Source organism: Nostoc sp., from assembly GCF_036917415.1.
In the GTDB taxonomy this organism is placed as follows: Bacteria; Cyanobacteriota; Cyanobacteriia; order Cyanobacteriales; family Nostocaceae; genus Nostoc.
Genome location: NZ_JBALDJ010000002.1, coordinates 35,551 through 60,743 on the forward strand (window position 1 = coordinate 35,551; position 25,193 = coordinate 60,743).

Sequence of the window (25,193 nt, forward strand, 5' to 3'; positions counted from 1 at the left end):
TAAGTTTGATATTTGATGTATGGCTTCTGAAACAAATCTTTCTTCTTTGGCAACTCTGGAATACATTCCTTACATTGACGATCGCGGCCAACTACCCGAACAATTTCAGGGTAAAATCGGTGTATATGCTATCTTTGACCAAGAAAAAACACTTCAATTTGTAGGATACTCCCGTGATGTTTATCTTAGTCTCAAGCAGCATTTAGTCCGTCAGCCACAGCAATGCTATTGGGTAAAAGTTCAAACTATTGAACGCCCTAGTCGCACAATTTTAGAAAATATTGAAAATGCTTGGATTGCTGAAAATGGCAGTGTGCCCTGGGGTAATGGGGATCAAAAGGAAAAATGGACTCATCCCATTGATGTCAAAGTTGTAATGACACCTCAAGAACAAGCAAATTATCAAAATCCAGCTAATGATGAATTAGCACAAATAAAAGTTCTTAAAAATGTGGCACGGAGAGTAGAAGCAGAAATTTCAACGCAATTATTAGAAGTGCGTGGTTTGCAAATGCAAATTCGCTTCAATCCTAAATTGAAAGAAGAAGGTTTACTAGATTTGAAATGAAAGTAGTTTTGGGGAAAACTAGCTTATGAATATCGCTTGTAATCTCCCATGACAATACAGCTGCTGAACGATCGCTATCAAGTTATCCGCACACTGGGTGCTGGTGGGTTTGGTGAAACCTATCTAGCTGAAGACACCTATATGCCTTCAAAGCGTTGTTGTGTGGTTAAACAGCTAAGACCGATTCACAACAATCCCCAAATTTACCAGTTAGTGCAAGAGAGGTTTCAACGCGAAGCAGCTATTTTAGAAGAACTTGGTGGGACAAATGACCAAATTCCGGCATTATATGCCTACTTCTCTTCAGGTGGACAATTTTACTTAGTTCAAGAATGGGTTGAAGGCGATACTTTAACTGGAAAAGTCCAGAAGCAGGGGCTATTTAGTGAAGGCGCTGTCCAGGAATTATTCATGAATTTATTACCTGTCCTGGATTACGTTCACTCTAGACATATCGTTCACCGCGATATTAAACCGGATAACATTATTGTGCGTCATCGGGATGGTAAGCCAGTACTAATTGATTTTGGTGCTGTGCGGGAGTCAATGGGAACAATAGTAAATTCTCAAGGCAATCCTACTAGTTCCATTGTGATTGGCACACCTGGCTATATGCCAAGCGAACAAGCCGCAGGTAGACCAGTTTATTCTAGTGATTTATACAGTTTAGGAATGACGGTAATTTATTTGCTGACTGGTAAACAGGCGCAACAACTAGAAACCGATTCCCAAACGGGTGAAATTGTCTGGCGGCAATATACCAGTCATGTTAGCCCAATTATGGCAAGAATAATTGATCGGGCGATCGCTTATCATCCACGCGATCGCTACCCCACAGCCAGAACAATGCTGGATGCTTTGCAGAGCATAGCAAATCCAATTCCACCGACACAACCCCTGTTGACTCAACCGATTGTAGTCTCTGCACCGCCACCTCAGACAGTGCCTGTCAAACCACAGCCTAGCCCTCAAAGTAATAGTAGTCAGAATAATATTCTCATGGGTAGTTTGATTGCAGGTGGGTTAATTGGTGCATCTGTGATTAGTCAAGTGTTACCAAAATCTTCTCAACCTACAGCAGACAAAACAGCATTACCTTCAACAGCACCATCAATTGTTACAAGTCCCGTGAGAGAAACTCCCACATTTACACCAACTACCCCATCTGTTCCAACTCAATCTACACCTTCCTCAACTACATCAATACCGCCAGTTGATACCACGACTCTCAACAATTATTTCTGGCTTTCTCAAAGACTTCTAACCGATGCAGATTTGGATGGTAAAAGCGGTTTTGAACTCGATATTATGCGAAATTCGATTTTTGCTATTCATGGCCGCCGTTTTGATAATACTGAATTGCAAAATTACTTTAATAACCAACCTTGGTATCGTCCTAGATATTCACCAAAGACATTTCCACTTAAATTGCTGTCAAAATTAGAGCAACAGAATGTAGATTATATCAGCAAATATCAGCTTAGTACTGGGTTAAAATATTTTCAATAATAAGTTTTTCATAATCGGGGAAATACTTCTCTACAAGAGGCTGCGCTAACGGCAAAATCTCACAGTGAGTAGTTGGACAAAGTTTACTGTAAAACCTGTAGAATTACCCAGTACAAGTGCCCCTTGCTCTTGTGTAAATCCTTATATTAGTTTTGACTTATCAATCGATTTATTGCTACTTATTAGATAATATCTAGGTTAGCTTGTGTAGTATATTAGACAATTTTATGGATATTCAATACCCTAAAATCGAGAGATATTAGGGGATAATCCGAGGGAAATGTATATGGGGTCAGAACAAGACTGTGTTTGTCTGCCATAAACTACATCTTTAGATACTAGTCAGTTTCCGAACCAGGCATTTATATTTAATATATAAGATAGCTATCTTCAATATTAAAAATCCATAAGTTAAAGAAATGCCATTTTTATATTTTCTTTGTTATTTTGTATTTAACGGGACAGTTCTTCATGATTTGGTGGGTTTAAATAACAATTAGTTAAACCATTTCTCTTCCCAAAGATGCATGTAAATTGTTTGCATTATGCTTACTTTGCTTCTTCATCTACAAGCGCAGTGCAAATTGACTAAACATATTACATGGTGATATTCTCAATCGGCAAATAGTTCATATTCACAAGGAAAACCTTGCCCACAACTATGCTTAAAACACAGAATCGGCGTATTTTTCTGCCTGCTTTTATTAAACCTTTAGAAGAAAAGAATCAAATAGTTAGTAAAAAGCAATTTGCTAAACCCAAATTAGATTTACTGCAACCATTACGTCAATGGCTCGACAAAATTGAGATTCAAAATCGGAAATTAGCTAAATTTATTGCTAAACTAATTCCCGCCCAGTGTCCATTCGAGCGTGATATCATGCTTTTTGGTCACAAAATAGGCCATATTCCGCCAATGTGCAAGCTGAATCCACTTTATAACGAACTTGTCTACTTGCGTTTTCGTGCTTTGTGTTATCTAGTAGATCAGTGTGGAGAGGATATTCAATCTTACTGCTGAATATAACTAGATAAAACACAATATGGAAATTAAAATTGAGCATCAACCCAGACAAGAATATCTCAATGAATTAGGTGTATTTAAATGGGAAATTTGGAAAAAGGAAGTTTCAAAATTTCCTTGGACTTATGATTCTCAAGAAACTTGTTATTTTTTGGAAGGTGACGTACTTGTTACTCCTGATGGTGGACAACCAGTGCAAATGGGTAAAGGCGATTTAGTGATTTTTCCCGCTGGTATGTCCTGCACATGGGAAATAACAAAGCACGTAAAGAAGCATTATTACTTTGATTAGTCAAAATTTAAAATTGATCCCCTTGGTTTTATTGACCATCCAGAAAACCAACATCTCATAACTCAATTTTGATTTATTTATATGAGGGGGAAGTTCGCAGCGAGTATCGTAGGATAAAGTGGCTGAATCAGTAAATTGCTTATATCCATCTCTGTCGAAACTAGTTGCAACTTCATCCCCTAAACAGTATTCATAGAAATAGATACTCTAATTCTCTGCAAGTTTGGCAGTAAACAAAGATCCCCGACAACTTTTGCGAAGTCGGGGATCTTGTGCGATCGCTAGCAGAGAAAATCCAGAGAGTTCATAATCGTGTTAGTGGGAGTTTAGTTACAGAAGATGCTATTTAGCAGCAAAAGGTTTCATCCCACCGCAATTTTATTGAGGAAAATGATTAACAATGTTACTGCATTTAAGTACTTGGCAAGAAGTCGAAGCTTATTTACAGCAATCAAAGGGGATTATTTTCCCTATTGGTTCTACAGAACAACACGGGCCAACAGGGTTAATTGGTACTGATGCTATTTGTGCAGAAGCGATCGCAGCCGGTGTGGGTGATGCAACCCAAGCGATCGTTGGGCCTACAATCAATGTGGGGATGGCACTGCACCATACTGCTTTTCCTGGGTCAATCAGTCTGCGTCCCAGCACTTTAATTCAAGTAGTGCGAGATTATGTAACTTGTTTAGCCAAAGCTGGTTTTAGCAAATTCTACTTTATTAACGGACACGGCGGTAATATTGCCACGCTCAAAGCTGCTTTCTCAGAAACTTATGCTCATTTAGAAGATTTGCAGATTGCCAATGCTCAACAGGTGCAATGTCAAGTAGCAAACTGGTTTATGTGCGGTTCTGTATATAAGCTAGCTAAAGAATTATATGGGGATCAAGAAGGTTCTCATGCAACGCCAAGTGAAGTAGCCCTCACCCAGTACGTTTATCCAGAGGCGATTAAGCAAGCACCCCTTTCACCAGAAGTTACAAGCGGACATAGGATTTATAACGCTGCTGACTTTCGAGTGCGTTATCCAGATGGACGCATGGGATCAAATCCAGCTTTAGCAACGCCAGAACATGGTAAGCAATTTTATGATTTGGCAGTTAAAGAACTTAGCAATGGATATTTGGAATTTGTGAACGCAGAATAAAACTCATGAAAAGACATTGTAGAGATGCGAGTAAAATCGTGTCTCTGCATAAAATATCTTGATAATGATTATTAGACATCTGGTGAAATGAAATATGCGTTATCCAGAATCCTTGTAAAGATATGTTAACGTAGTGGGGCAAAGCTCAGTCAAATTTCGTGTCTTTATATTCTTGTGGTTCAAAAAGATAAAAAAGCTGTAAATTATCTTAACTGTTAATAATTTGTTCCACTGCAACAGAGACATCTGGGAATGCAAGCGGTTGAATTATTCCCCCAGTCAATGTCAGTTTTGCCGCATACTCTCCATCTAAGATTTCTCGATACACCACCAAGTGTAACTTTTTTAGATTGACAACCCAATATTCCAAAATACCTGCTTCTGCATAGATTTTGCTTTTTGTCTCTAAATCCTTTTCTAAACTAGAGTTAGCGTACTCAATCAACCAGAAAATATTTTCTAGATAGGGATGATGCTGTCGATACTCGCGTCCTAAAGGTTGGACAATAGCAATATCTGGTTCGGGTTCCGAGTTGTTGGGTAGAGTAATTGGTTTAGCATGACGAATTTTGGCGCGTCCAGCTAATAACTTTGCTAGATAGTCACCAGCTTCACCACTACTATAAGCGTGAGGTTCTCCTTCTGGTGACATTTCGACAATTTCTCCTTTGAGTAGTTCAACTTTGCGATCGCTCAAAATGCCAGCGTCAATCATGCGGTGATATTCGTCAATCGTCCACTTAGCAACTATCACACTCATGACGATTGATTCCTCCTAATGATTCTTTATATTCTCCCATTTTAAATGGACTTCAGGTCTGATTCAGAATCAGTCGATTGATTGAAGATACAGACAATTTATCCTTAAGAATACTAAAAATTACTTATAGCCAAGATACCTCGACTAGAATAACTGTGTAGCAGGTTGACAAAGCGCTACAAGCGTATCATCCTAGAGTGTTTAGAAGGTAAACCAGATGAGTAACCACATTAAGAGTCTATGCTAACAGCACAACCTATCACTATTGATTTGTTTGCTGGGGCTGGCGGCTTTGGTCTAGGTTTCGAGATGGCAGGTTTCTCTGTTCCTTTATCCGTTGAGATTGATGCCTGGGCTTGTGATACACTGCGCTACAACCGTCCTAATATGACAGTTATTCAACAGGATATCCGTGATTTAAACACTGCAAGTAGCGTTAAGGATATCTGTCTCTTCAAGCCGGATATTGTTATTGGTGGGCCTCCATGTCAAGGCTTTAGTATTGCCGGCCCAGCACAAAAAGATCCTAAAGACCCTAGAAATAGTTTATTTATTAACTTTGCTGAGTCGATATGTTTCCTTGAACCTAAAGCTTTTGTAATGGAGAATGTTAAAGGTTTACTTTCACGCCAAAATATTGAAGGCAGAAAGGTAATAGATATTATTAAAGAAACTTTTGAAAATTTAGGATATTTTGTAGAAGTATGGTCATTAAATGCTGTCGAATATGGTGTGCCACAAATTAGGGAACGTATTTTTATTGTTGGAAATAAAACAGGAAAAAAATTAGGTATTCCTCCAAAAACACATTCCTTAGATTTATTACATATCAATAGTCCTCAATTATCAATATTTGCCTGTATGGGTTTACTTCCTGCCATAAGCTTATGGGATGCTATATCAGATTTACCACCACTAAATGCACGTGAGGGTGATGAGGAACAACCTTATATTTCAGAACCTCTGAATAACTATCAAAGCTGGATCAGGAATGGCAGTAAAACACTTTACAATCATGTTGCAATGGATCATTCCCAGAGACTTGTAGAACGCTTCAAACATATTAAATGGGGTGAATCAAGTTCAGACGCACCAAAAGAACATGGGGCTAGACGCCGTAGTGGAAATGGTGAGTTATCTGAGATAAGTTATGACCAGAATAACCGACGTTTAAATCCGTATAAACCATCACATACAATAGCCGCTTCGTTTTACGCCAATTTTCTTCATCCTTTCCAGCATCGCAATTTGACAGCCCGTGAAGGGGCGCGTGTTCAATCTTTTCCTGACACTTATCGTTTTCTAGGGAAGAAGACTGTTGTATCTCACAAGTTATTACATCGAGAAGAGAGATTCGACGAGAAGTTTCTTTGCCAGTACAATCAGGTAGGTAATGCTGTACCACCTATTCTTGCTAAAGCGATCGCACTTCATCTTCAAGAGAAATTAGAGCTATGCCCAAAAGCGATAGGAATCCTTTAGTTCACGGCTCTAATCTTGAACAAAAAGAGAATCACCGCACAAAATACAGAAATGTTGAGAGTAAAAAATATCTCACTGAAATTAGAACTGAGTATGATAAGTGGCGTTCAGGTAATCTCGAATTAGTTGGGCCTACATCAACACCTACAGATCAAGATGACGCAATTATTGCTACTAGGGTAGAACTTCTATCAAAATATAAGGACTTTTTAGACCAGCAGCACTATGCTGAGAAGTTTGATTCTAGATCAAACCTTCACTCTAGCGTGCTGGAGGAATTTCTCTACTATCTGTTTAAAGATTTAGTCAGAGACTTTGGAGAAAATGCTCTCATCGGCAAATCACATACGTTCAAAGATATTTTCTTTGTGCCGCCAAAATACTCTGAGATGCTTAAGCGTCCGTATGCACGTATTGAAAAGAAAGATCATGACTTTGTAATTGGAGCGACTATTCAAGTATCATTTGAAGCAGCAATCCCACCGGAGAAAGATGAAAATCCTGGTGAAATACTCCCACTTCTTAAAGAGGAACCGGAAAACTATTCTGAAGTTACAGTTACAGGAAACACCGAAACGCACATTTTCGATATTCCAGTTATTGCAATTGAATGTAAAACATATCTCGATAAAACTATGCTCGAAGGTTCATCACGATCAGCAGAGGACTTAAAGGCAAGAAATCCAAATAGTTTATATGTTGTACTTATGGAATGGATTAAGCTGACTAGTGATGTCAATCTTCGGAAGTACAAGGTTGACCAAATTTACGTACTACGTCAGCAAAAAAACACTGACCGAGAATTTAGGTATGAAGAAAAATATATTAAAAATTCAATTAACCCAGTTGTAGTTCAACATCTATTCCATAAAGTGCGGAAGCATCTGAAAATGGACTGGACTGGCGGAATTGAACACGGCATAGAGCGAGGGTGGCTAATTGACGAATAGCTACTGATTTTAGTAACTAAAAAATACTGCCTAAAAATACAGAGATGTTGATAGTAAAAAAATATCTCAGCGAGATTATAACTGAGTACAGCAAAGTCTTAAGTAGCCTCTGTTGAGAAAATAAAAACCTCTGCTGCTTGAGTCGGCCAAACAAATAGGTTTTGCTTTGCAATATCCAGGTCAATAGCAACGGCTTCTATTTGTTTTATAGAGTTATCTTGACCTCTATATTTGAGCAACGTAGTAGATTGACCAATTTCTAAACTTGGTTCGCTGATGTGTATTTGCACTGGCGGGTTAATTTGAATTGGTTCCCAGATTCCAGTTGCTTGGTCAATTTCTATTCCAGTAAGATGATGCTTGGTAACAAATTTATTATCTAAATGATTCCACCATTCAGAAATGATCTGAGCTTCATTATTATATTTTGATGTATTATTACAGTACCAACGAATAGCATTGGAACTAGATTTAATTGCTTCTTTAACTTTGTCTTCCCAATTTTCATCATTCAGGTCTATGCTGATCATTTGCCCTTCAGACTTTGAGCGATCGATGTACACATGGAAAGCTGCAACATCTTCCCGGTGAGTGAGAACATAGCGACGTAGTTGATTGAGATTCATCGCTTCATACTTAGCTACTGTCATGGTTCATACCCTCCGGTTGGTTTAATCTCAAAGTCCAGATTTTCGCCAGCAAGTACGTATAAGTTTCCAGTACGTTCATCTACCCTAACAAGTTCTATGTTTGTGTATGGCCATCCAGGGTAAATGACATTAGTAAGATATCCCTCTGTGAATAATACCTGAAATCACCTGTAAAAGGCGGTGAATGTTTTACTCTGCATAAGATAGTTATTCCATTTATAGAAGCTAGTATTTTAGATTGCTACAATAGACATCTCCAAAAAAGAGACGTAGTACTGCTAATTTTCTACAAAGGTTATGAATAACGCATATTTAGTTTTTGGAAATGTCTAATAGACATCTCCGAAATAGTAATGTTTTGTGATAAAAGAATATAACATAGGTCTTTTTACACAAAAAATATGAGTTCTGTACTGGATCACATCAAAGAGAATCCTAAAGAAACCCAACGATTAATTGGTTTGGGGTATTCGGAGCTACAACAATTAATTCAAAATGCAGAACAATTACACTATGAAAAACAAAATTTATTAGAATCGAACAAAATTAGAATTATCTCCGGTGGCGGTGGCCGTAAACCAAAACTATCTATACAAGAACAAATAATTTTAACCTTGGTTTATCTTAGACATCTGACTACGTTTCAACTTCTTGGCATCCAATTTGGAGTAAGTGAATCGACAGCGAATGACACATTTAATTACTGGTTGCCGCTTCTCAGAGAATTGTTACCATGTAGCTTACTTGAACAAGTAAAAAAAAACGATTTAGATTATGAACTTGTCAAAGAAATACTCACAGAATATGAACTAACTGTTGACAGCTATGAACAGGTTAGGGAAAGACCTGGGGATAATGATGAGCAAGAAAAATATTATTCTGGCAAGAAGAGTAATCATACATTTAAAACTCAGATGATTATCTTACCAAATGCTAGAGATATCGTTGATATTGTAGCTGGTGAACCTGGCCCCAAAAGCGATATAAATTTATTTCGAGAAAATCGCGATCGCTTTGATACAAAGCAAAAATTCAAAGGAGATTTAGCTTACAAGGGTGAAGATTTAATTGATACTCCAATTAAGAAACCAAAAAATAGAGAGTTAACAACTGAACAGAAAAAAGAGAATAAGGAGTTTTCCTCTAAACGAATATTTGTTGAACACCGAATCCGTTCAGTGAAAATATTTCGAGTTGTCCAAGATAGATTTAGGTTGAATCCTAAAAACTATGCTGAGGTAATTCTGACCATTTGTGGATTAGTAAGGTTACGAATTGGAGCGCTAATATTACCAACATAAGTACACCCTATCTTCTTATCCAAGAACTAACGCACATCACTATACTTTTTTGTCCTGTTAGCAACAACAAATATCTCAAAGTCTTATTTTATCGTATAGGTTAGCTAATCTGCGAGGCTTGTATTTAAAGCTTAGAAGCTAGTCAAAAACAGGCTTTGATAGTTTTCGGAGATGTCTAATAGGCATAATAAAACCACATCAAATAGTTTCATGTGCATACATTCTACTATTTCTATAATTCAGACTATGCTAAAATAAATTGTTGCTAAACTGCCTCCAGTAAACTGTTCTTCTAGTAACCATGACTTGCCTGCATTATAATAATTACTAGAAAATACAACTTTATAAGCCTGTGCCGGATTTTAAATAGTATTGAACACATCCATAAACTTAGTACTTAAAAATACTCAGTGTAAATGATGTAGACCGATCGCTATTGTAATTCCAAATCCGAATATCATAAGCATCACTATAAAGGTAAAAACCTTTCAGTTCTTCAGATTGGGTTCCTCCACTGGTTCGCTTCGATCCTTTAACAAGGCTTCCAGTGGATGTTCTGATTTCAAAATCACCATCTGCTGTCATATTTGAGAGAGAAAAGTTAAATCGACTGCCTTCTGGGACGTAAAGCCTGTAAAGAATAGGATTTGAACTTCCATTACTAGAATTCAAGTATCCTCTATACTCGATACTTTGTCTTGAACCAAGAGAGTATGGATAACCAGCCAAAATTTCTTTGTATAAATCTTGCTGTTGTTTGTAGTCTTTACTCTCTTGTAGCACGCAGTTTATATTTTTTTCAACCACAGCAAGTATCTTTTTAAGTTCTGTCGTTGACACTTGACTTTTGCAACTAGAATTAGTTATCCCTTCTATCAGCTTATCCTGTAATGAACTGAGCTTCTCCTGAGATTCAGAGCGTTCCTGTTCAAGAGATAAAATATCACTATTGGAGTTGCGATTTTGTGATTCCAGGGATTTGATATGTTGATATTGCTCGTAAGCAAAATAGCCAAGCCCTGAGATGGCTACTACGAATAAAATACAAGCAGATGCCAGTAGCTTGATTCTTCCTTGCAATTTTGGGACATTGCCAAATCTAATTGTCATTGCCTCAAGGCTCACAAATTCAGATAGAGTGTCATACTGGTTACAGTGTTTACCTCCCATTGCCTGCCAACTGCTATATATAAAAGCAGACTTACATCCAGTACAAAAGACTATGCGATCGCCATGCTTAATTCTTTCTTTTGTAAATGGATCTCTTCGCTCCTCACTGAGGAATGTGCTGTGTTTTGTTTGATCTACTTCATAAATATGGATACTCAGGAGAAACACCTCCAATTACTGTTCATAAGTAGCAGAAGGTGGCGGATTCATGGACAGTACATAGCCTCCGCACTCGTAGGAGTTAGAGCCATAAAATGCTCGCCAAATACGTTTGTGGGGATTCAATACAATTGCAAACTGCCAAGAATTACCAAATAGCCTCGATTGTGTCGCGCGATCGGTTCCAGACATGAAAACATCAAGATTGTTGGGGTGTGTATGATACCAGCCAATCACCTGCAACCCAGTATTTAGTCTATCTACATCATCAAGCATCTCTTTCCAAGTCTCGTGTGTTACCTCTAGATAGCTAGATGTACCTTTCGCAAGTTTTCCCGGAATTGCTTGCGAGGTAATTGCATAGGTGATTTCTGTTTTGGGGTCAACAAAAGCAGCTCCCAGCAAAATACCTCCTTGCTCAACAACATTTTCATTGGTATGTTTATTCCATCCAATGTGGTGCGAAATCGTGTCAAATGCAGCATTAGTGACATATAATTCATGAGTAGCTGAAAACCTTTCATTGTCTCTGACATCAGAGTTAAGGTGGGGAATTAATCTGACATCTCGCTGGATTTTCTCAATAGGAGAGGATGTAGGAGAGTATGGTGGTTGCGACTCTCTGACCTCAAATTTTGGTTTTCTCTGAGGTTGCTGTTGCACTGCCAAAGGTTGAAATTTAGGTGACCCCTGCTCCTGCGGAATAGAGGTAGGATGTGAGCCTTGAACCTCAGTATCAGCATCCGACGTTATTTTGAATGTTTTGCCACTAGGTAACTGAACATTGTCGGTGGGGAATTTTCCAGATTGACGCTCATTTAAATATCTATCAAGCGCTCTTTGATTCCCGATTCGGTTAGCATTTGGGTTGATATATCCTTCTTCATACTTGAGAGATCGAGCAATTCGTAAAATATAACTACCTAAATCTTTTTCCAAGTCTTTGTCATCTTCTCTCTTATAGTCAACCCACTCTCCCTTGGCGTATCCAAACAACATGGAATCAAATTGAAAGTGAGGGTGGAAAAGTGTTGGGAAGTCACCCACTAGTCGAATCTTAGGTAGAAAGCTGCTAGTAGGGATATCTAATTCCAAAAGTCGGCTTAGGGAAGTCTCCCAATCATTTTCGAGTCCAAAATTGGGCAGGGAAATCCTTTTCGGGTCAACCACAAACAGAAATCCTTGATACAGAAAGAGCTTATTTGGTGGAGTAAAGACATAGCTTTTTATGTTCATCTGCACATACAATAAGTTCTTACACTGCATAAATTTGATAGCAGGAACCTCGACATTGGGCATAGATCCCTGTATTTCATTTTCTTTCTGAGGATCTCTTTCCATTCTTATTTTTCCCTAATGCTTAAAGAGCAAAATTTTATGTTGAGGGAGTGAAGCGACTCCTTATGAACGCACAATTCTACCCCCTCATCCAAATCAACCGATCGGTGCGATAGTTTCAGCTTTGAATATTAAACTTTGGTTTTATTTGGGGCTGAATTTGGAATCGGGACTTAGTTGGATCGGGTAGAACAGTGCGATCGCAAGGGAATAAGTTTTTGCCTTGTTTCCCCAAGAACCAATCATTGGCACTCCCATTTGCAGGACTGTTAGGATTAGTAATTTCGAGGTCAAACTGTAAAGTGCGAATCATCCTAATTACATGGTGTCCTAGACCTTCAGAAATCTCCCAATGTCCGTAACACCATTTACCACTGCTATACCAATTCGGGTGAAAAGGCGGTGGGCTAGTTCGCATAGAGATTTCTGGAGGGCTGTTTGGATAAGCCGATGGAAGTTCTAGACGAATTGTATGTTCGTTGCGATAGCTAGGTTGCGATCCAGTTATAGTTCGTATCTTGACAACCAATTCGTAGGCTTCAATATAGGGTGGTTCTCCCTTAACGGATTTCCATTGAATTAAATCACCCTTAATATTGACCATTTCAGCGTGGTCGTTTTTCAACCTAATCCTACGTGCTTCTTGCGGAGTTACCATGACTTTTCCCCTATTTAATACCTGCATCTGTGGCAGGTAGTACACGAATTGTTACGTTATCCTCTACGCTTGCATTGCGGAAAGACTGTCCAGGCTCGATCATATTGCCACCCTTAATTGCAAGACCATAACCTTGAGGATTTGGAGTGATGAAGTCGTTAGCGATCAACTCTGCTAGGGCTTCTTGTCCAGTGATGCTGTCATCCAAATTAACTGTCAGTACTCTGCCATCCGTAGGGTGTAAAAAATTAACTTTTACATCTGCCATTTTCTTTTTCTCCTGAAAAGTCAAACTTGAATGAACGAATTATCTTGAGATAGCTCATAATATTTGTAGTTCTGCTCTTGGTCGTGTACTGCCACAACATGACGGTAGGGGATACCCAATTGCCAGAGGCTTATGTTTAGGAGTTCATCGCTCGTTTGAGCCAGATTAAATTCTGCTATTGTCTGTTTTACAGACACTTGTTCACTTTGAACTAAATTATTTACCACACCTCCTTGACAATTTGCACAGATAGTTTCTACATCAAAAATGCGGAAACTGGGCTTGTTAAGCTTAATACTTTTGCCACATGACTTACACACCACAGACACGACAAATGTTCTGTCACCACGATAATCTAGAGTCGCCCCTAAACCTGATAGCTGCTCTTTCGATACAAACTCTAGAAATTCTCTCAATTTAATTGAATTAGTTAGTGGAAGAGAGATAATTTCTGGATAACTGACATGACCAAAACAGTTATGATTTTTAGGTAAATTCAGAATATCAAAATCGTTTACTTTCCCTTGAAAGTAGATTTTTTTGCCACTCTCAACCCTTTGACCGCATAACAATTTTAGGGTTTCTTGAACCTGAATAGCCGATACAAGTGATGATGTCACCTGAACGGTTGGCATTTTGCCTTCTTCCAATAAAGTGCGTTTGAAATCATCACAGGAATATCGCTTCCTTGCTGCTGCGCGTTGCTCATTGCTGACACCGCACTCATAGCATGGCGGTTCTGGAGGTGTAAAAACAGTAACATGGCCGCCAAGTTCGTAAATTCCAGCATCAATCCAAGGTGTATTCGCAAGCCAGCATTGCCTATTCACGAAAAAGCGCGTTTCTACATTATCTAGGCAACCCAGAACTACATCCATCTCACGAAATACTCCAGTCCCCAGTTCCCAAACAGCATCACCATGAAACCAGTGGACACACGCATCTTCCTGTAAAGCAAGTTCTTTTGTGCGAATCGCTGCCACTTCAGCCTTTTGTTTTCCTTTATCAGTCTTGCGAAACAACACAGTACGACTCAAATTGGATGTAGATACTGTGTCAAAATCAACAATATAAATATTGCCAATACCAAGAAGAGCTAAATTTTTTAGTGTTTCGTTCCCAATAGCACCTGCACCGACAACCAAAACTTTTGCATTTCTGAGCTTCTCTTGATCCCACCAAGAAATCCTAGTTTGTCTATCAAAAGGACTTTCTTCAGCTTCAATTACCTTATCAATGAAGAATTTTGCACTCATCTAGCTCCTCCATGTATGTCCACAAGCCTTACATCCCCACTTTTGATCGTTTGGACGAAAAATATTTCCTGGTTGAGAAGTTTCACTAGTTCGACATATAGGACAAACTTGAGGTCTAGTTGTTGTAACAGTCGTAAATTTACCTGAATCTCTACTGCGATTGTTTCTTGGCGGGATGCTTGATTGTCGTTGTTGAAGGATGTCAAATTTTTTCGACCCCGTTTGCCTAGTCGCAGTGGTCGCAGTAGTTACAAAAAAACTTCTTGCCCACTGATACAAAATCTGAAATTTTCTGACCATATTTCGTTGCAAGTTTTTGAGGTCTATTGACATTTCTATTAAACTTTTTGGACTAGTGTAAATTAAGTCATAGTTTTTTATTTTTAAGTAAAATTTGGTAGTTAGTAATCGTCTTTTGTGTAAAAATTTTGTTTTTTGCCCCGATTTTAGGCAATATTTCCAGTATGATTACTTGTTTTCAAATGAACAGTAATCTTAACCTATCAACTATGCCCACTAATTAGCCAAAACCCTAAATATGCCAGTATTAATAATTAATACCACAGGTTATAGATAATACTAGATTGAAACATAAAAATTTACTTATCAATGATTGCTACATCACCACCATTGATAAGCTAAGTAGGCACAATAAAATCACACTATGTGAAGAAAAATGAACTTAAGCTAAAACCCTTATGCATTATGCATTATGCCTTATCCCAACGACAATTATTTACGCCGACTTACTTAAAACATATCTAAATTGCACAATCATTGATGATGTTCGTCCTTTGTATTTACAAATGACAGATTACAAAGAATGTGCAAGAACACACATTGACTTCTGAGCAAAAAAAAGATTGCTTTTATCGCTCACTCTAAACTCCATAACTAGGGGAAAAATCAAGAATGTTAACTCCAGATATTAAAAAAAAACGGTAGAGCAATAAATACTCTACCGTTTCTAATTTTTATTTGAGATTTAAATCCCAAACCCTACATCTTACTCAACACCTTGGGGTAATAATTCCCGACGCTGTTGAGAACTAACTTGCACAACGCCATTCTCATCTACATCAACAAGGGCTGTATCGCCATCCTTAATGCGACCAGACAGAATTTCTTCTGCTAGGCTATCTTCTAACAGGCGCATAATTGCCCGACGTAATGGCCTTGCGCCGTAGCTGGGACTGTAACCTTCAGTGATCAAACGATCTTTGAAGCGATCGCTAACTTCTAAGGTGATACCCTTTTCAGTGAGACGACCAAATACTTCCTTGAGCATAATTTCGGCGATTTGAGTCACTTCTGGCTTGCTCAACTGACGGAAGACGATAATTTCATCAAGTCGGTTGAGGAACTCTGGACGGAAGTATTGCTTTAATTCTTCGTTCACCAAAGAGCGAATCCGGTTGTAAGTTGACTCGCTAGCATCTTCGGAGAATTCAAAGCCGATACCACTACCGCCTTTTTCAATTACCTTAGAACCAATATTGGAAGTTAAAATCAGCAAGGTGTTCTTGAAGTCCACCGTGCGACCTTTGGCATCAGTTAACCGACCGTCTTCCAAAATTTGCAGCAGCATATTGAAGACATCCGGGTGTGCTTTTTCGATTTCGTCGAACAACACCACGGTGTAAGGTCGCCGCCGCACGGCTTCAGTTAGCTGACCACCTTCGTTATAACCAACATAACCTGGAGGCGAACCAATCAGCTTGCTGACGGTGTGACGCTCCATGTATTCGGACATATCTAAGCGGATCATCGCTTCTTCGGAACCGAAGAAGTAAGCAGCTAAGGATTTCGCCAACTCGGTTTTACCTACACCAGTAGGCCCAGAGAAGACAAAGCTAGCTATGGGTCGGTTGGGATTCTTCAAACCGACACGAGCGCGACGAATTGCCCGTGAAACTGCCCTCACAGCTTCATCCTGACCAATTAAACGCTGATGCAAGGTATCTTCCATGTGCAGCAGCTTTTCAGATTCAGATTCGGTGAGTTTGTTCACCGGTACCCCAGTCCAAGAAGCGACAATGTGGGCAATGTCTTCTTCTGTAACTACAGGTTCTTCATGTTCTGTGCCAGTTGCATTGGTCTTGCTTTGAGCGATCGCCCGGATTTCAGCTTTGATTTCCATTTCGCGATCGCGCAGTTCTCCAGCTTTGTCAAAGTCTTGAGAGCGCACCGCGTCATCTTTTTCTTTTAATATCTGACGCAGTTCTTTGTCTAACTCTTTGGCTGCGGGTGGCAGCTGGGAGTTAATCAAGCGCACCCTAGAACCAGCTTCATCAACTAAGTCGATGGCTTTATCTGGAAGGTAGCGATCGCTAATGTAACGATCTGATAACTTTGCCGCCGCTACCAATGCTTCGTCGGAGATTTTCAATTTATGGTGTTGCTCGTAGCGTTCGCGCAGACCATATAAAATTTCAATTGTTTCATCAACTGTAGGTTCGCCAACCATCACTGGTTGGAAACGCCGCTCTAGCGCTGCATCTCGCTCGATGTGCTTCCGGTATTCATCTAGGGTTGTAGCGCCGATGCACTGCAACTCACCCCTGGCCAAAGCTGGCTTGAGGATATTCGCTGCGTCAATAGCACCTTCTGCTGCACCCGCACCAATTAAGGTGTGTACCTCATCAATCACGAGAATGACATTACCCGCCGAGCGGATTTCATCCATGATTTTTTTCAAGCGTTCTTCAAATTCACCCCGATACTTGGTTCCTGCTACGAGCAAACCAATATCCAGCGTGACAACGCGTTTATCTTCGAGGATGTCAGGGACATCTTTAGTGGCAATGCGTGAAGCTAAACCTTCAGCGATCGCTGTTTTACCAACCCCTGGTTCCCCAATCAGCACTGGGTTATTTTTGGTTCGGCGACCCAATATCTGAATCACCCGCTCAATTTCCTTGGCGCGTCCTACCACTGGATCGAGCTTATTGTCAATCGCCATCTGGGTCAGGTTTGAACCAAATTCATCCAAAGTCGGGGTTTTTGTGCGTCCAGATGAACCGCCTGGTGAAACTTCAGCAGTTTCTCCCAACATGCGGATGACTTGGGTTCTTACCTTAGATAGATCCACACCGAGGTTTTCTAGCACTCTGGCTGCGACGCCTTCCCCTTCGCGGATTAGGCCCAACAGCAGATGCTCGGTGCCAATGTAGTTATGCCCCAGTTGGCGTGCTTCTTCCAAGGAGAGTTCTAAAACTCTCTTCGCCCGTGGCGTAAACGGAATTTCCACGGCAACAAAGCCCGATCCCCGTCCTATAATTTTTTCAACTTCAATTCGGGCATCTTTGAGATTGACGCCCATTGATTTCAGCACCTTGGCAGCCACTCCAGTGCCTTCGCCAATCAGACCCAGGAGGATCTGCTCGGTTCCAACAAAGTTGTGACCTAAACGGCGGGCCTCTTCTTGGGCCAGCATGATTACCTTAATGGCTTTTTCTGTGAAGCGCTCAAACATGGCTTTATCCCATCATCTGCGGTCGTGCCGGTATGCTGATTTTAGCACAGGCAAAGCTTTTGGATGCCTGTATAACAGATTATAGACATCCTGAACCTATGACTTGGGTTGATGGGCTAATTGTTAACTATTGACTACTCTTATCTGGCTAGTGTACTGAGGAGCTTTAGTTCACCAGCGTTTTTGGGATTTATTATAAATAGCTGATTGTTTAAATTAAGGGTTTCTGGACTCAATCCCAAACATTTATATTTAACATATATATTTATTAATATCAAGCAAAAATCATTAATATATACTTTACTTATGTAACCCAATTTTTAGATAGAATATTTAAATAAAAATTGGCGTAGCAAAGTTGCATTTTTTTGCTGAGGCCGATCGCCAGCCCCAATAAGGGACTTCCAATTAAAAAAATAATCAATCGCTGTGTAGGCAGGGGAGCAGGGAGCAGGGAGCAGGGAGCAGGGAGCAGGGAGCAGGGGGAAAAGAAAAATATCATCTGAATAAATTGGGTAATTTATTCTCTGGAAGTCCCTAAAGGACTGACAAATAAAAAAATACCCCCACAAGATTGGATAATTTATTTGTTGGAAGTTCCTAATTCAAAATTAATAATGCCCAATTAGTTAAAAAGCAAGTGCCAAGAGGATTTGTCTAAGCGATCGCTGACAATGGAATACCATTGGTCTAAAGTTGCTTGAAACTTGGGGTGTTGTAAATCTGGTAGCCAAAGGATTAAAGCGTCTTCATCGTTATCTTGGTAGTAACGCCGCCGCCGCCCCGCTGTTTTGAAGCCAAATTTTTGATATAAAGATATAGCCCCCAAGTTAGAAGCTCGCACTTCGAGGGTAGCTCGCTCCATTTTGCGATCGCAAGCTGTCTTAATGAGTGAATATAATAAAGCCTGTCCTAAACCTTGACGGTGATATTCGGGATGAACCGCCAAAATTGTAATGTGAGCTTCCTCTAAAATTGACCAAAAGCAACCCATCCCCAGCAGTCTCGAATTATAGACAGGAGAGAATAAACCCAGCAAATCGCTGTTAGGACTGTCCAACTCTCGTTGGTAGCCCTCCATTGTCCATAGACCACCAAAACAGGCTCGATCTAGTTCCAACAATGCACCCAAATGTTCTGGGGTGAGTAATTTAATTTCTAAGTCTAATGAAATCACATTTATTGAATAACGTTACAAACCCTTTGTAAACTGGGAATCGGGAGACGAACTCAAAGCCCGTAATTTGAACAAGGAAAACTTTTATAGTTATGGTATCGACTCACCCCACTGGGGTTCAACATTCTGGAAGTCAATATTTACCTCAAAGGCACGACACCAGCGCAAATCCATCGCCTAATCAAGAACTTTTACCCTTGACTGCCAGAGTTCACGATCGTGACCTCTTGGAAATTGGTGGGTGTGATGTCACGACCCTAGTTGAGCAGTTTGGTTCACCTTTATATATTTTAGATGAAGAAACCCTACGTTCGGCTTGTCAGCAATACCGAGATGCTTTCAAGCAATACTACAAGGGTGAATCTCAAGTATTGTACGCCTCAAAAGCTTGGAATTGTTTAGCAGTTTGTGCGATCGCCGCTTCTGAAGGGCTGGGAATCGATGTAGTTTCTGGGGGCGAACTTTACACCGCCTTGCAAGCGGGTGTTAGTCCCCAGAAAATCTACCTTCATGGAAATAATAAATCTCGTGAAGAATTAATTTTAGCGATCGAGTCTGGTGTCACCATTGTGGCGGATAACTGGTATGAATTACATACCCTTGTCGAAACCGCCCAACCTGCTCAACCAATTCGCATCATGCTACGGCTAACTCCCGGTATCGAGTGTCATACCCACGAATATATTCGCACGGGACACTTAGATAGTAAATTTGGCTTTGATCCCAACAATTTAGATGAAGTCTTTACCTTTGTCAGTCAACAACCTGCCCTGAATTGCGTAGGTGTACACGCTCATATTGGTTCCCAAATTTTTGAGCGCCAACCGCATCAAGATTTGGCCGCCGTTATGGTGCAGTGGCTGCGAGATGCCGCGAAGTATGATTTAAAGATTACAGAGTTAAATGTTGGTGGCGGTTTAGGGATTAAGTATGTAGAATCAGACGATCCCCCTAGCATTGAAGAGTGGGTGAAGGCGATTTGTGAAGTAATTCAAGAAGCTTGTGCAGCCGAAAATCTGCCTTTGCCGAAATTACTGAGCGAACCGGGGCGATCGCTAATTGCCACAGCTTGCATTACTGCTTATACTGTTGGTTCATCCAAAGTCATCCCAGAAATTCGTACCTACGTGGCAATTGATGGAGGAATGTCTGACAATCCCCGCCCCATTACTTACCAATCAGTTTATCGGGCAGTCATTGCCAATAAAATGTCTTCTTTGTTAACCCAAACAGTCACAATTGCTGGTAAACATTGTGAATCAGGAGATATTCTGATTAAAAATGCTCTACTTCCAAAGACTGAACCAGGGGATATTCTCGTAGTTATGGGAACTGGTGCGTACAATTACAGTATGGCATCTAACTACAACCGCTTGCCCCGACCGGCAGCAGTCGTAGTGGCGAATGGCGAAGCAAATTTAATTTTGCAACGTGAAACCTATGAAGATTTAATTCGACCAGATCGCCTACCAGAAAGACTAAAAATTTAGTCATTTGTCTTTGGTCATTAGTCATTTGCAAATGACTAAGGACAAATGACTAATGACCAACTGTAAATTAGAGGCAAAAGTTTAATCCAGATGTCATGAGAGATTGGTGGAAGCAATGGCTGACAAACCTGGGGTGGTCACAGTCCTTGCTACTTGGGACTCTGGATATTGTCTTAGTGCTGGCGCTGACGTACATGATACTAGTTATTATTAGTGAGCGCCGGACACTATGGATGGTGCGGGGATTCATTATCTTAATGCTAGCCTCAGCACTAAGTGGCAGATTCGGACTACCTCTGCTAAGTTTTGTACTAGAAAAGTTGGTGATTGGTTGTGCTGTGGCGATGGCAGTTGCTTTACAGTCTGAGTTTCGGCGCTTTCTGGAGCAATTAGGGCGTGGCGAATTTCGCCAGCTGTTTCAACCCGACCGTCTGGCAATTCCCAAATCTGATAGTGTAATTGATGAAATTGTTGAGGCTGTTAAAGAATTGTCAAAAAACCGCATTGGAGCTTTACTAATTGTGGAAACCACAGGGCCAATTGATGAGCGAGATTTTTCTGTGCCAGGGGTAAAGCTAAATGCGGAAGTTTCTAAAGAACTAATCCAGACAATTTTTCAGCCGAAAACTTTGTTACACGATGGAGCGACATTGATTCGTGGTTCACGGATCATATCATCGGGTATAATTTTACCACTTTCGGGACGCACAGCCTCGCGCCAGTTGGGAACACGCCACCGGGCAGCAATGGGAATTACTGAGCGGGTCGAAAATTGCATTTGTGTCGTTGTCTCTGAAGAAACGGGTTCTATTTCCTTAGCGGAACGGGGAACCCTAAATAGACCGCTGACGATTAGGAAACTGAAAGAGTCATTAGAGGCTGTTTTGTCTCCATCCGTAGATAGGGAAGCAGTTGCTCCTGGTCTGTTGAGTTTTGTTCGTCGGATAGGTGGGAAGACACTAGCACTAGTTTCACGTTTACTCAGATTACCATCGACCGCTTCTCGAGATAAAAAATGACAGCACAACAAACGAAACTGCAAGATTTACCTACTGATCTAAAACGAGAACTATTGCCGCAGCACGTTGCGGTGATTATGGATGGTAATGGTCGATGGGCTAAACGTCAGGGTCTACCCCGAATTATGGGTCATAAACGAGGAGTAGATGCTCTTAAGGATTTACTTCGCTGTTGTCAGGATTGGGGAATTCAGGCGCTGACAGCTTATGCTTTTTCAACGGAGAACTGGAAAAGACCGCAGGAAGAAGTGGATTTTTTGATGACTCTGTTTCAAAGAGTTTTGCGGCAAGAACTGCGGGAAATGGTCGAAGAAAATGTTCAAATTAAGTTTGTGGGAAATTTGCAAGACTTGCCGCGATCGCTCCAACAAGAAATTTCTCGTTCAATGGAAGAAACTAAGGATAATCGTGGTATCCGGTTTTCGGTGGCAACTAATTATGGCGGACGGCAGGAAATTTTACAAGCTTGTCAGGCGATCGCCAAGCTTGTCCACCAAGGTATGCTACAACCTGATGAAATTAATGAACAGGTGTTTGAGAACCACTTGTACACAGCAGGAATTACTGACCCAGATTTGTTAATTCGCACGAGTGGAGAAATGCGTCTTTCTAATTTCCTTCTCTGGCAAATGGCTTATGGGGAAATTTACATCACCGATACTCTCTGGCCCGATTTTGACCGGGCTGAGTTTCACCGCGCCTTGTGTGCCTACCAGCAACGGGAGCGGCGATTTGGGAAAGTGTAAAATCAGTCAGGAGTGAGCAGTTAGTAATAATGAAAACAAGGCTGGCGATCGCATTCAACAGCCATAGTGCGTAGTTTAACAGCCGCAGGCAGGCATCGCTCCCAACACGATCCGCTCTCTGTTTTCAACTGCGATGCCTACGGCGGTAAACTACGCACCTCAAGTCAAAAGATGGGCAAGCGATCGCACTGATCTCGGCTTAACCTTCATCTCTACCCATCGGTGACAGGTTAAAATTATTAACTATTTGTCAATAAGCAATAATGCTTAAAAATTCGCCAAAATGGGGCGGGAAACACAATTTTTAAGTCAGCAATGCCTACGGTAAATGCTTGCCTACGCATAATATTTAAACGCATCATTCATTTTTGGCAGGAAAAGACACTACTGCCGTTAATTTAGTACATTATTATTAGTTAATAATTAAGGACAATTACGAATTGACAAAATTAATATTGTTTTAACCTGTCATGAATGATATCTACCCAGATTTCATATTATTACTTTATATACTACAAAATGAAGTGTGCAATGTGATATCTAACGCTCTTTCATCACTCTGGTCAAAGAAAAATTTCAGTCAACTTCTAAACAAGTGACATAAACTGGGTTTGGAGCTTTATTTTTTAACATTATCGCTAAAATCATCTTTTTGGGCTGAAAGTCTTGTTTAGCAAGGATTATTGTTTTATTTTGTAGTGATAAAAATTAAATATCGCTAAATTATGGTAGCATCTGACGATAAATTATGTGAACTATACATCAAAAAGAAAAACTTCATGTTTTATTTTCCCAAAGCAAGCTGCTATAAAAATGCTCGTTATATGGTTGGCACCTTTTGCGCTCTGACCTTGTGTACCATAGCCAGTCCTGGATTTGCCCAATCCGCAGATCCTAAACACCCGGCTCTCCTGTAACCTGGAGACAATATCGCTGTAATCAGCAGCATACGATCGCACTACTCATAAACTCCAAAACGCGAGCGCACTCCCAAAACTCAAAAAGTACAAATCTGAACGAATTGTAAACGTTGGATTGCACTACCCTGCAGGAAGGCTTCACCTGGATTCTACCCAATTTACGAAAGATTGCGATCGCACTGGAAGGGACTCACTTTGAATGCAGAATCCGAATTATGATGCTTTTTCGCGATCGTGTTCATAAAATCAGCCATAATTAACTATCTATACTTTCTTTGGCAAGGGATTGATCGGTCAGGAGTCAAAAAATCAAAACTTTATACCTAATAATCTGATTCTAGCGGTAAATCAGGTGATTGACTGACGGGAGGCAACATGATTTCTGCCGTGCCTTTAGTTATGTAGTCAGCCGCACTTTTATTTTTGAGCCGTTCAAAAGCCTCATGCAAACATTGTGTAGGACGCGCTTCCAGTGGATGCCAAGTATAAGGATCTGTAATCGTAATTTGAAACTTGTTATAGCGAGCCGGGTTATATTTCCCTATCAACCGCCAGTCAACTTGATCTATGTTGCCATTAGCGTTACGCCAATCTTCCGAGTCATAGTGACCTTGTGCAATAGGTGCGTCTTGACCGTCATCTGCACCCTTGCCAATTATTGAGCCTTCGGTAGTGCTACCACTAGCAATCTGAGCGTTAATGAGTTGGGCAATGTGCGATCTAATCCGTGGGTTAGCCCCAAACAAACCCTGTACATTTTCTGGGTAGTCCTTACCAGCACCCGTGACATAATGAATTAGGTGCTGACGTGCGTTCGGTTGATTTGCAAAATAGAAATTGCTAAACAATTTATAAATCTCTTCATCGCTCATCAGGGCACAAGCAGTTTCAGATACAAGCTTTTCCCAGGAAGGTAATTTTTGAATAGTGCCTTCATTATTTTCTTGACGTTGAAGTTCCCTTTTGCCTGTTTGCTGCACGACATGGGTTAACTCATGCGCCATCAACTCATGATTCCCTGGCAACTTCCCCGATCCAAAGTAAATATCGCTACCATGAGTAAATGCCTGTGCACCCAACTCCCGATTCATCTGCACAGCGTCGCTGCCAGTATGCACCCGAACGGAGCTAAAATCGGCACTAAATCGGGGTTGCATGAAGTCTCGGACTTCATCTGATAACAGACTTCCCCCACCTTTACTACTATTGATCTGACTCTCAATATTATCCCCAGCCTGTAAAACACCATCAGTAGCAGCTTGTATGGATGGCTTGGCTTGTACTTTGTCTTCTTCCTGTTCACAAGTTGCACATTTGCGCTGTAAGGAGTCTTGTAAAGGCTCTACGGTAGGAGGGTTAAGTTTGTCTGGTACAACCATCCGCATTACCTGATTTGCCACCCGATCCGCTTCCTGCTCATACTTGTCCCCTGGTTCTCCCACCGTTAGTTTTGCCTGGGGACAACGCAAGGATATGCGGCTAATGTCGTGACCAAAAGACCTTTGTTGAATGGCTTGTGATAACAAAGATTGCTTGTCAGCAGACTGCGCTTCTTGCTGGTTGGTTGATTCTTCAGTTAATCTTTGGATAGAAGCATTATTTGTTAGTAAACCAAAGCCTCGGACTGGATTTGCCAGCGTCGAAGTTGTTGGTGAGACAAGGGACAGATTTGAAAAAGTTGATGTACCTGCTTTCTTGCGCCCAAAAATGCGATCGCTCATCTCACCCTTCCTTCATTGATGGGTAAAGCCCTGATTTCTACTTCCAGGCATTTTTCATTAGCAAATTTTACAATTTTTGAAAAGGCGATCGCTATCGACTTTCGTCTAAATTT

24 protein-coding genes are annotated in these 25,193 nt (G+C 40.5%); 12 read left to right on the forward strand and 12 right to left on the reverse strand.

All coding sequences use genetic code 11. From position 1 onward, the window contains the following. The first annotated feature begins 19 nt into the window (after nucleotides 1–19). The 5 genes from V7K41_RS00270 to V7K41_RS00290 all read left to right on the forward strand — a co-directional run bounded on the left by V7K41_RS00270 (nucleotide 20) and on the right by V7K41_RS00290 (nucleotide 4,540). Entirely contained in the window at nucleotides 20–568 is a 549-nt protein-coding gene (locus V7K41_RS00270; protein ID WP_334845172.1) for a GIY-YIG nuclease family protein, read from the forward strand. 48 nt (nucleotides 569–616) lie between these two features. Beyond that, a complete protein-coding gene (locus V7K41_RS00275) occupies nucleotides 617–2,077 on the forward strand; it encodes a protein kinase domain-containing protein (RefSeq protein WP_334845173.1) in 1,461 nt (486 codons plus the stop codon). 661 nt (nucleotides 2,078–2,738) lie between these two features. Beyond that, nucleotides 2,739–3,098, forward strand: coding sequence for a Mo-dependent nitrogenase C-terminal domain-containing protein (locus tag V7K41_RS00280; RefSeq protein WP_334845174.1), 360 nt, complete (start codon nucleotides 2,739–2,741; stop codon nucleotides 3,096–3,098). A gap of 22 nt (nucleotides 3,099–3,120) precedes the next feature. Further along, the gene (locus V7K41_RS00285) at nucleotides 3,121–3,393 is read left to right on the forward strand and encodes a cupin domain-containing protein (RefSeq protein WP_334845175.1); all 273 of its coding nucleotides are present in this window, start codon (nucleotides 3,121–3,123) and stop codon (nucleotides 3,391–3,393) included. 400 nt (nucleotides 3,394–3,793) lie between these two features. Further along, on the forward strand, nucleotides 3,794–4,540 hold the full coding sequence (locus V7K41_RS00290) for a creatininase family protein (RefSeq protein ID WP_334845176.1): 747 nt from the start codon (nucleotides 3,794–3,796) through the stop codon (nucleotides 4,538–4,540). A 208-nt stretch (nucleotides 4,541–4,748) separates the two neighbouring features. On the opposite strand, the gene V7K41_RS00295 is transcribed toward V7K41_RS00290, so the two are convergent. Beyond that, nucleotides 4,749–5,300: a Uma2 family endonuclease gene (locus V7K41_RS00295; protein ID WP_334845177.1), complete on the reverse strand. Its 552-nt coding sequence runs from the start codon at nucleotides 5,298–5,300 to the stop codon at nucleotides 4,749–4,751. A gap of 240 nt (nucleotides 5,301–5,540) precedes the next feature. Here V7K41_RS00295 and V7K41_RS00300 point away from each other — a divergent pair, with 240 nt between their 5' ends. Together V7K41_RS00300 and V7K41_RS00305 are read left to right on the forward strand one after the other, a co-directional pair. Next, on the forward strand, nucleotides 5,541–6,782 hold the full coding sequence (locus tag V7K41_RS00300; protein ID WP_334845178.1) for a DNA cytosine methyltransferase: 1,242 nt from the start codon (nucleotides 5,541–5,543) through the stop codon (nucleotides 6,780–6,782). Next, nucleotides 6,755–7,732 carry a Bpu10I family restriction endonuclease gene (locus V7K41_RS00305; protein WP_334845179.1) on the forward strand — a complete coding sequence of 326 codons (978 nt, stop codon included), beginning with the start codon at nucleotides 6,755–6,757 and terminating at the stop codon, nucleotides 7,730–7,732. The genes V7K41_RS00300 and V7K41_RS00305 overlap by 28 nt, the downstream gene beginning before the upstream one ends. A 98-nt stretch (nucleotides 7,733–7,830) precedes the next feature. Here V7K41_RS00305 and V7K41_RS00310 read toward each other — a convergent pair whose 3' ends face one another. Together V7K41_RS00310 and V7K41_RS32740 are read right to left on the reverse strand one after the other, a co-directional pair. Further along, the gene (locus V7K41_RS00310) at nucleotides 7,831–8,382 is read right to left on the reverse strand and encodes a DUF6887 family protein (protein ID WP_334845180.1); all 552 of its coding nucleotides are present in this window, start codon (nucleotides 8,380–8,382) and stop codon (nucleotides 7,831–7,833) included. After that, nucleotides 8,379–8,507 carry a DUF6888 family protein gene (locus V7K41_RS32740; protein WP_442943087.1) on the reverse strand — a complete coding sequence of 43 codons (129 nt, stop codon included), beginning with the start codon at nucleotides 8,505–8,507 and terminating at the stop codon, nucleotides 8,379–8,381. Before V7K41_RS32740 ends, V7K41_RS00310 begins: the two co-directional genes overlap by 4 nt. Before the next feature lie 276 nt (nucleotides 8,508–8,783). Here V7K41_RS32740 and V7K41_RS00315 point away from each other — a divergent pair, with 276 nt between their 5' ends. After that, nucleotides 8,784–9,683 carry a transposase family protein gene (locus V7K41_RS00315; protein WP_334845181.1) on the forward strand — a complete coding sequence of 300 codons (900 nt, stop codon included), beginning with the start codon at nucleotides 8,784–8,786 and terminating at the stop codon, nucleotides 9,681–9,683. Between the two features lie 390 nt (nucleotides 9,684–10,073). On the opposite strand, the gene V7K41_RS00320 is transcribed toward V7K41_RS00315, so the two are convergent. The 8 genes from V7K41_RS00320 to rimI form a co-directional block, all read right to left on the reverse strand. Further along, nucleotides 10,074–11,021 (reverse strand): hypothetical protein, encoded by a 948-nt coding sequence (locus V7K41_RS00320; RefSeq protein WP_334845182.1) that lies wholly within the window; start codon nucleotides 11,019–11,021, stop codon nucleotides 10,074–10,076. A gap of 6 nt (nucleotides 11,022–11,027) precedes the next feature. Beyond that, nucleotides 11,028–12,353 carry a Mov34/MPN/PAD-1 family protein gene (locus tag V7K41_RS00325; protein ID WP_334845183.1) on the reverse strand — a complete coding sequence of 442 codons (1,326 nt, stop codon included), beginning with the start codon at nucleotides 12,351–12,353 and terminating at the stop codon, nucleotides 11,028–11,030. Nucleotides 12,354–12,468: 115 nt separating this feature from the next. Further along, on the reverse strand, nucleotides 12,469–13,008 hold the full coding sequence (locus V7K41_RS00330) for a ubiquitin-conjugating enzyme E2 (protein ID WP_334845184.1): 540 nt from the start codon (nucleotides 13,006–13,008) through the stop codon (nucleotides 12,469–12,471). A 10-nt stretch (nucleotides 13,009–13,018) separates the two neighbouring features. Continuing rightward, a complete protein-coding gene (locus V7K41_RS00335; RefSeq protein WP_334845185.1) occupies nucleotides 13,019–13,276 on the reverse strand; it encodes a hypothetical protein in 258 nt (85 codons plus the stop codon). Between the two features lie 20 nt (nucleotides 13,277–13,296). Then, entirely contained in the window at nucleotides 13,297–14,532 is a 1,236-nt protein-coding gene (locus V7K41_RS00340) for a HesA/MoeB/ThiF family protein (RefSeq protein WP_334845186.1), read from the reverse strand. Next, a complete protein-coding gene (locus tag V7K41_RS00345; protein WP_334845187.1) occupies nucleotides 14,529–14,738 on the reverse strand; it encodes a hypothetical protein in 210 nt (69 codons plus the stop codon). Before V7K41_RS00345 ends, V7K41_RS00340 begins: the two co-directional genes overlap by 4 nt. A gap of 800 nt (nucleotides 14,739–15,538) precedes the next feature. Next, nucleotides 15,539–18,007, reverse strand: a complete 2,469-nt coding sequence (locus V7K41_RS00350) for an ATP-dependent Clp protease ATP-binding subunit (RefSeq protein ID WP_334845188.1) — start codon at nucleotides 18,005–18,007, stop codon at nucleotides 15,539–15,541. Nucleotides 18,008–18,632: 625 nt separating this feature from the next. Further along, entirely contained in the window at nucleotides 18,633–19,184 is a 552-nt protein-coding gene (rimI, locus tag V7K41_RS00355) for a ribosomal protein S18-alanine N-acetyltransferase (protein ID WP_334845189.1), read from the reverse strand. A 92-nt stretch (nucleotides 19,185–19,276) separates the two neighbouring features. Here rimI and lysA point away from each other — a divergent pair, with 92 nt between their 5' ends. From lysA to V7K41_RS00375, 4 genes are all read left to right on the forward strand, one after another. Beyond that, a complete protein-coding gene (lysA, locus tag V7K41_RS00360; protein WP_334845190.1) occupies nucleotides 19,277–20,674 on the forward strand; it encodes a diaminopimelate decarboxylase in 1,398 nt (465 codons plus the stop codon). A 95-nt stretch (nucleotides 20,675–20,769) separates the two neighbouring features. Then, on the forward strand, nucleotides 20,770–21,693 hold the full coding sequence (cdaA, locus tag V7K41_RS00365) for a diadenylate cyclase CdaA (RefSeq protein WP_334824919.1): 924 nt from the start codon (nucleotides 20,770–20,772) through the stop codon (nucleotides 21,691–21,693). Next, nucleotides 21,690–22,439, forward strand: a complete 750-nt coding sequence (locus V7K41_RS00370; protein WP_334845191.1) for an isoprenyl transferase — start codon at nucleotides 21,690–21,692, stop codon at nucleotides 22,437–22,439. The genes cdaA and V7K41_RS00370 overlap by 4 nt, the downstream gene beginning before the upstream one ends. Nucleotides 22,440–22,505: 66 nt before the next feature. Then, a complete protein-coding gene (locus V7K41_RS00375) occupies nucleotides 22,506–22,631 on the forward strand; it encodes a hypothetical protein (RefSeq protein WP_334845192.1) in 126 nt (41 codons plus the stop codon). 1,051 nt (nucleotides 22,632–23,682) lie between these two features. Here the strand turns inward: V7K41_RS00375 and V7K41_RS00380 are convergent. Continuing rightward, a complete protein-coding gene (locus tag V7K41_RS00380; RefSeq protein ID WP_334845193.1) occupies nucleotides 23,683–25,080 on the reverse strand; it encodes an eCIS core domain-containing protein in 1,398 nt (465 codons plus the stop codon). Nucleotides 25,081–25,193: the final 113 nt, after the last annotated feature.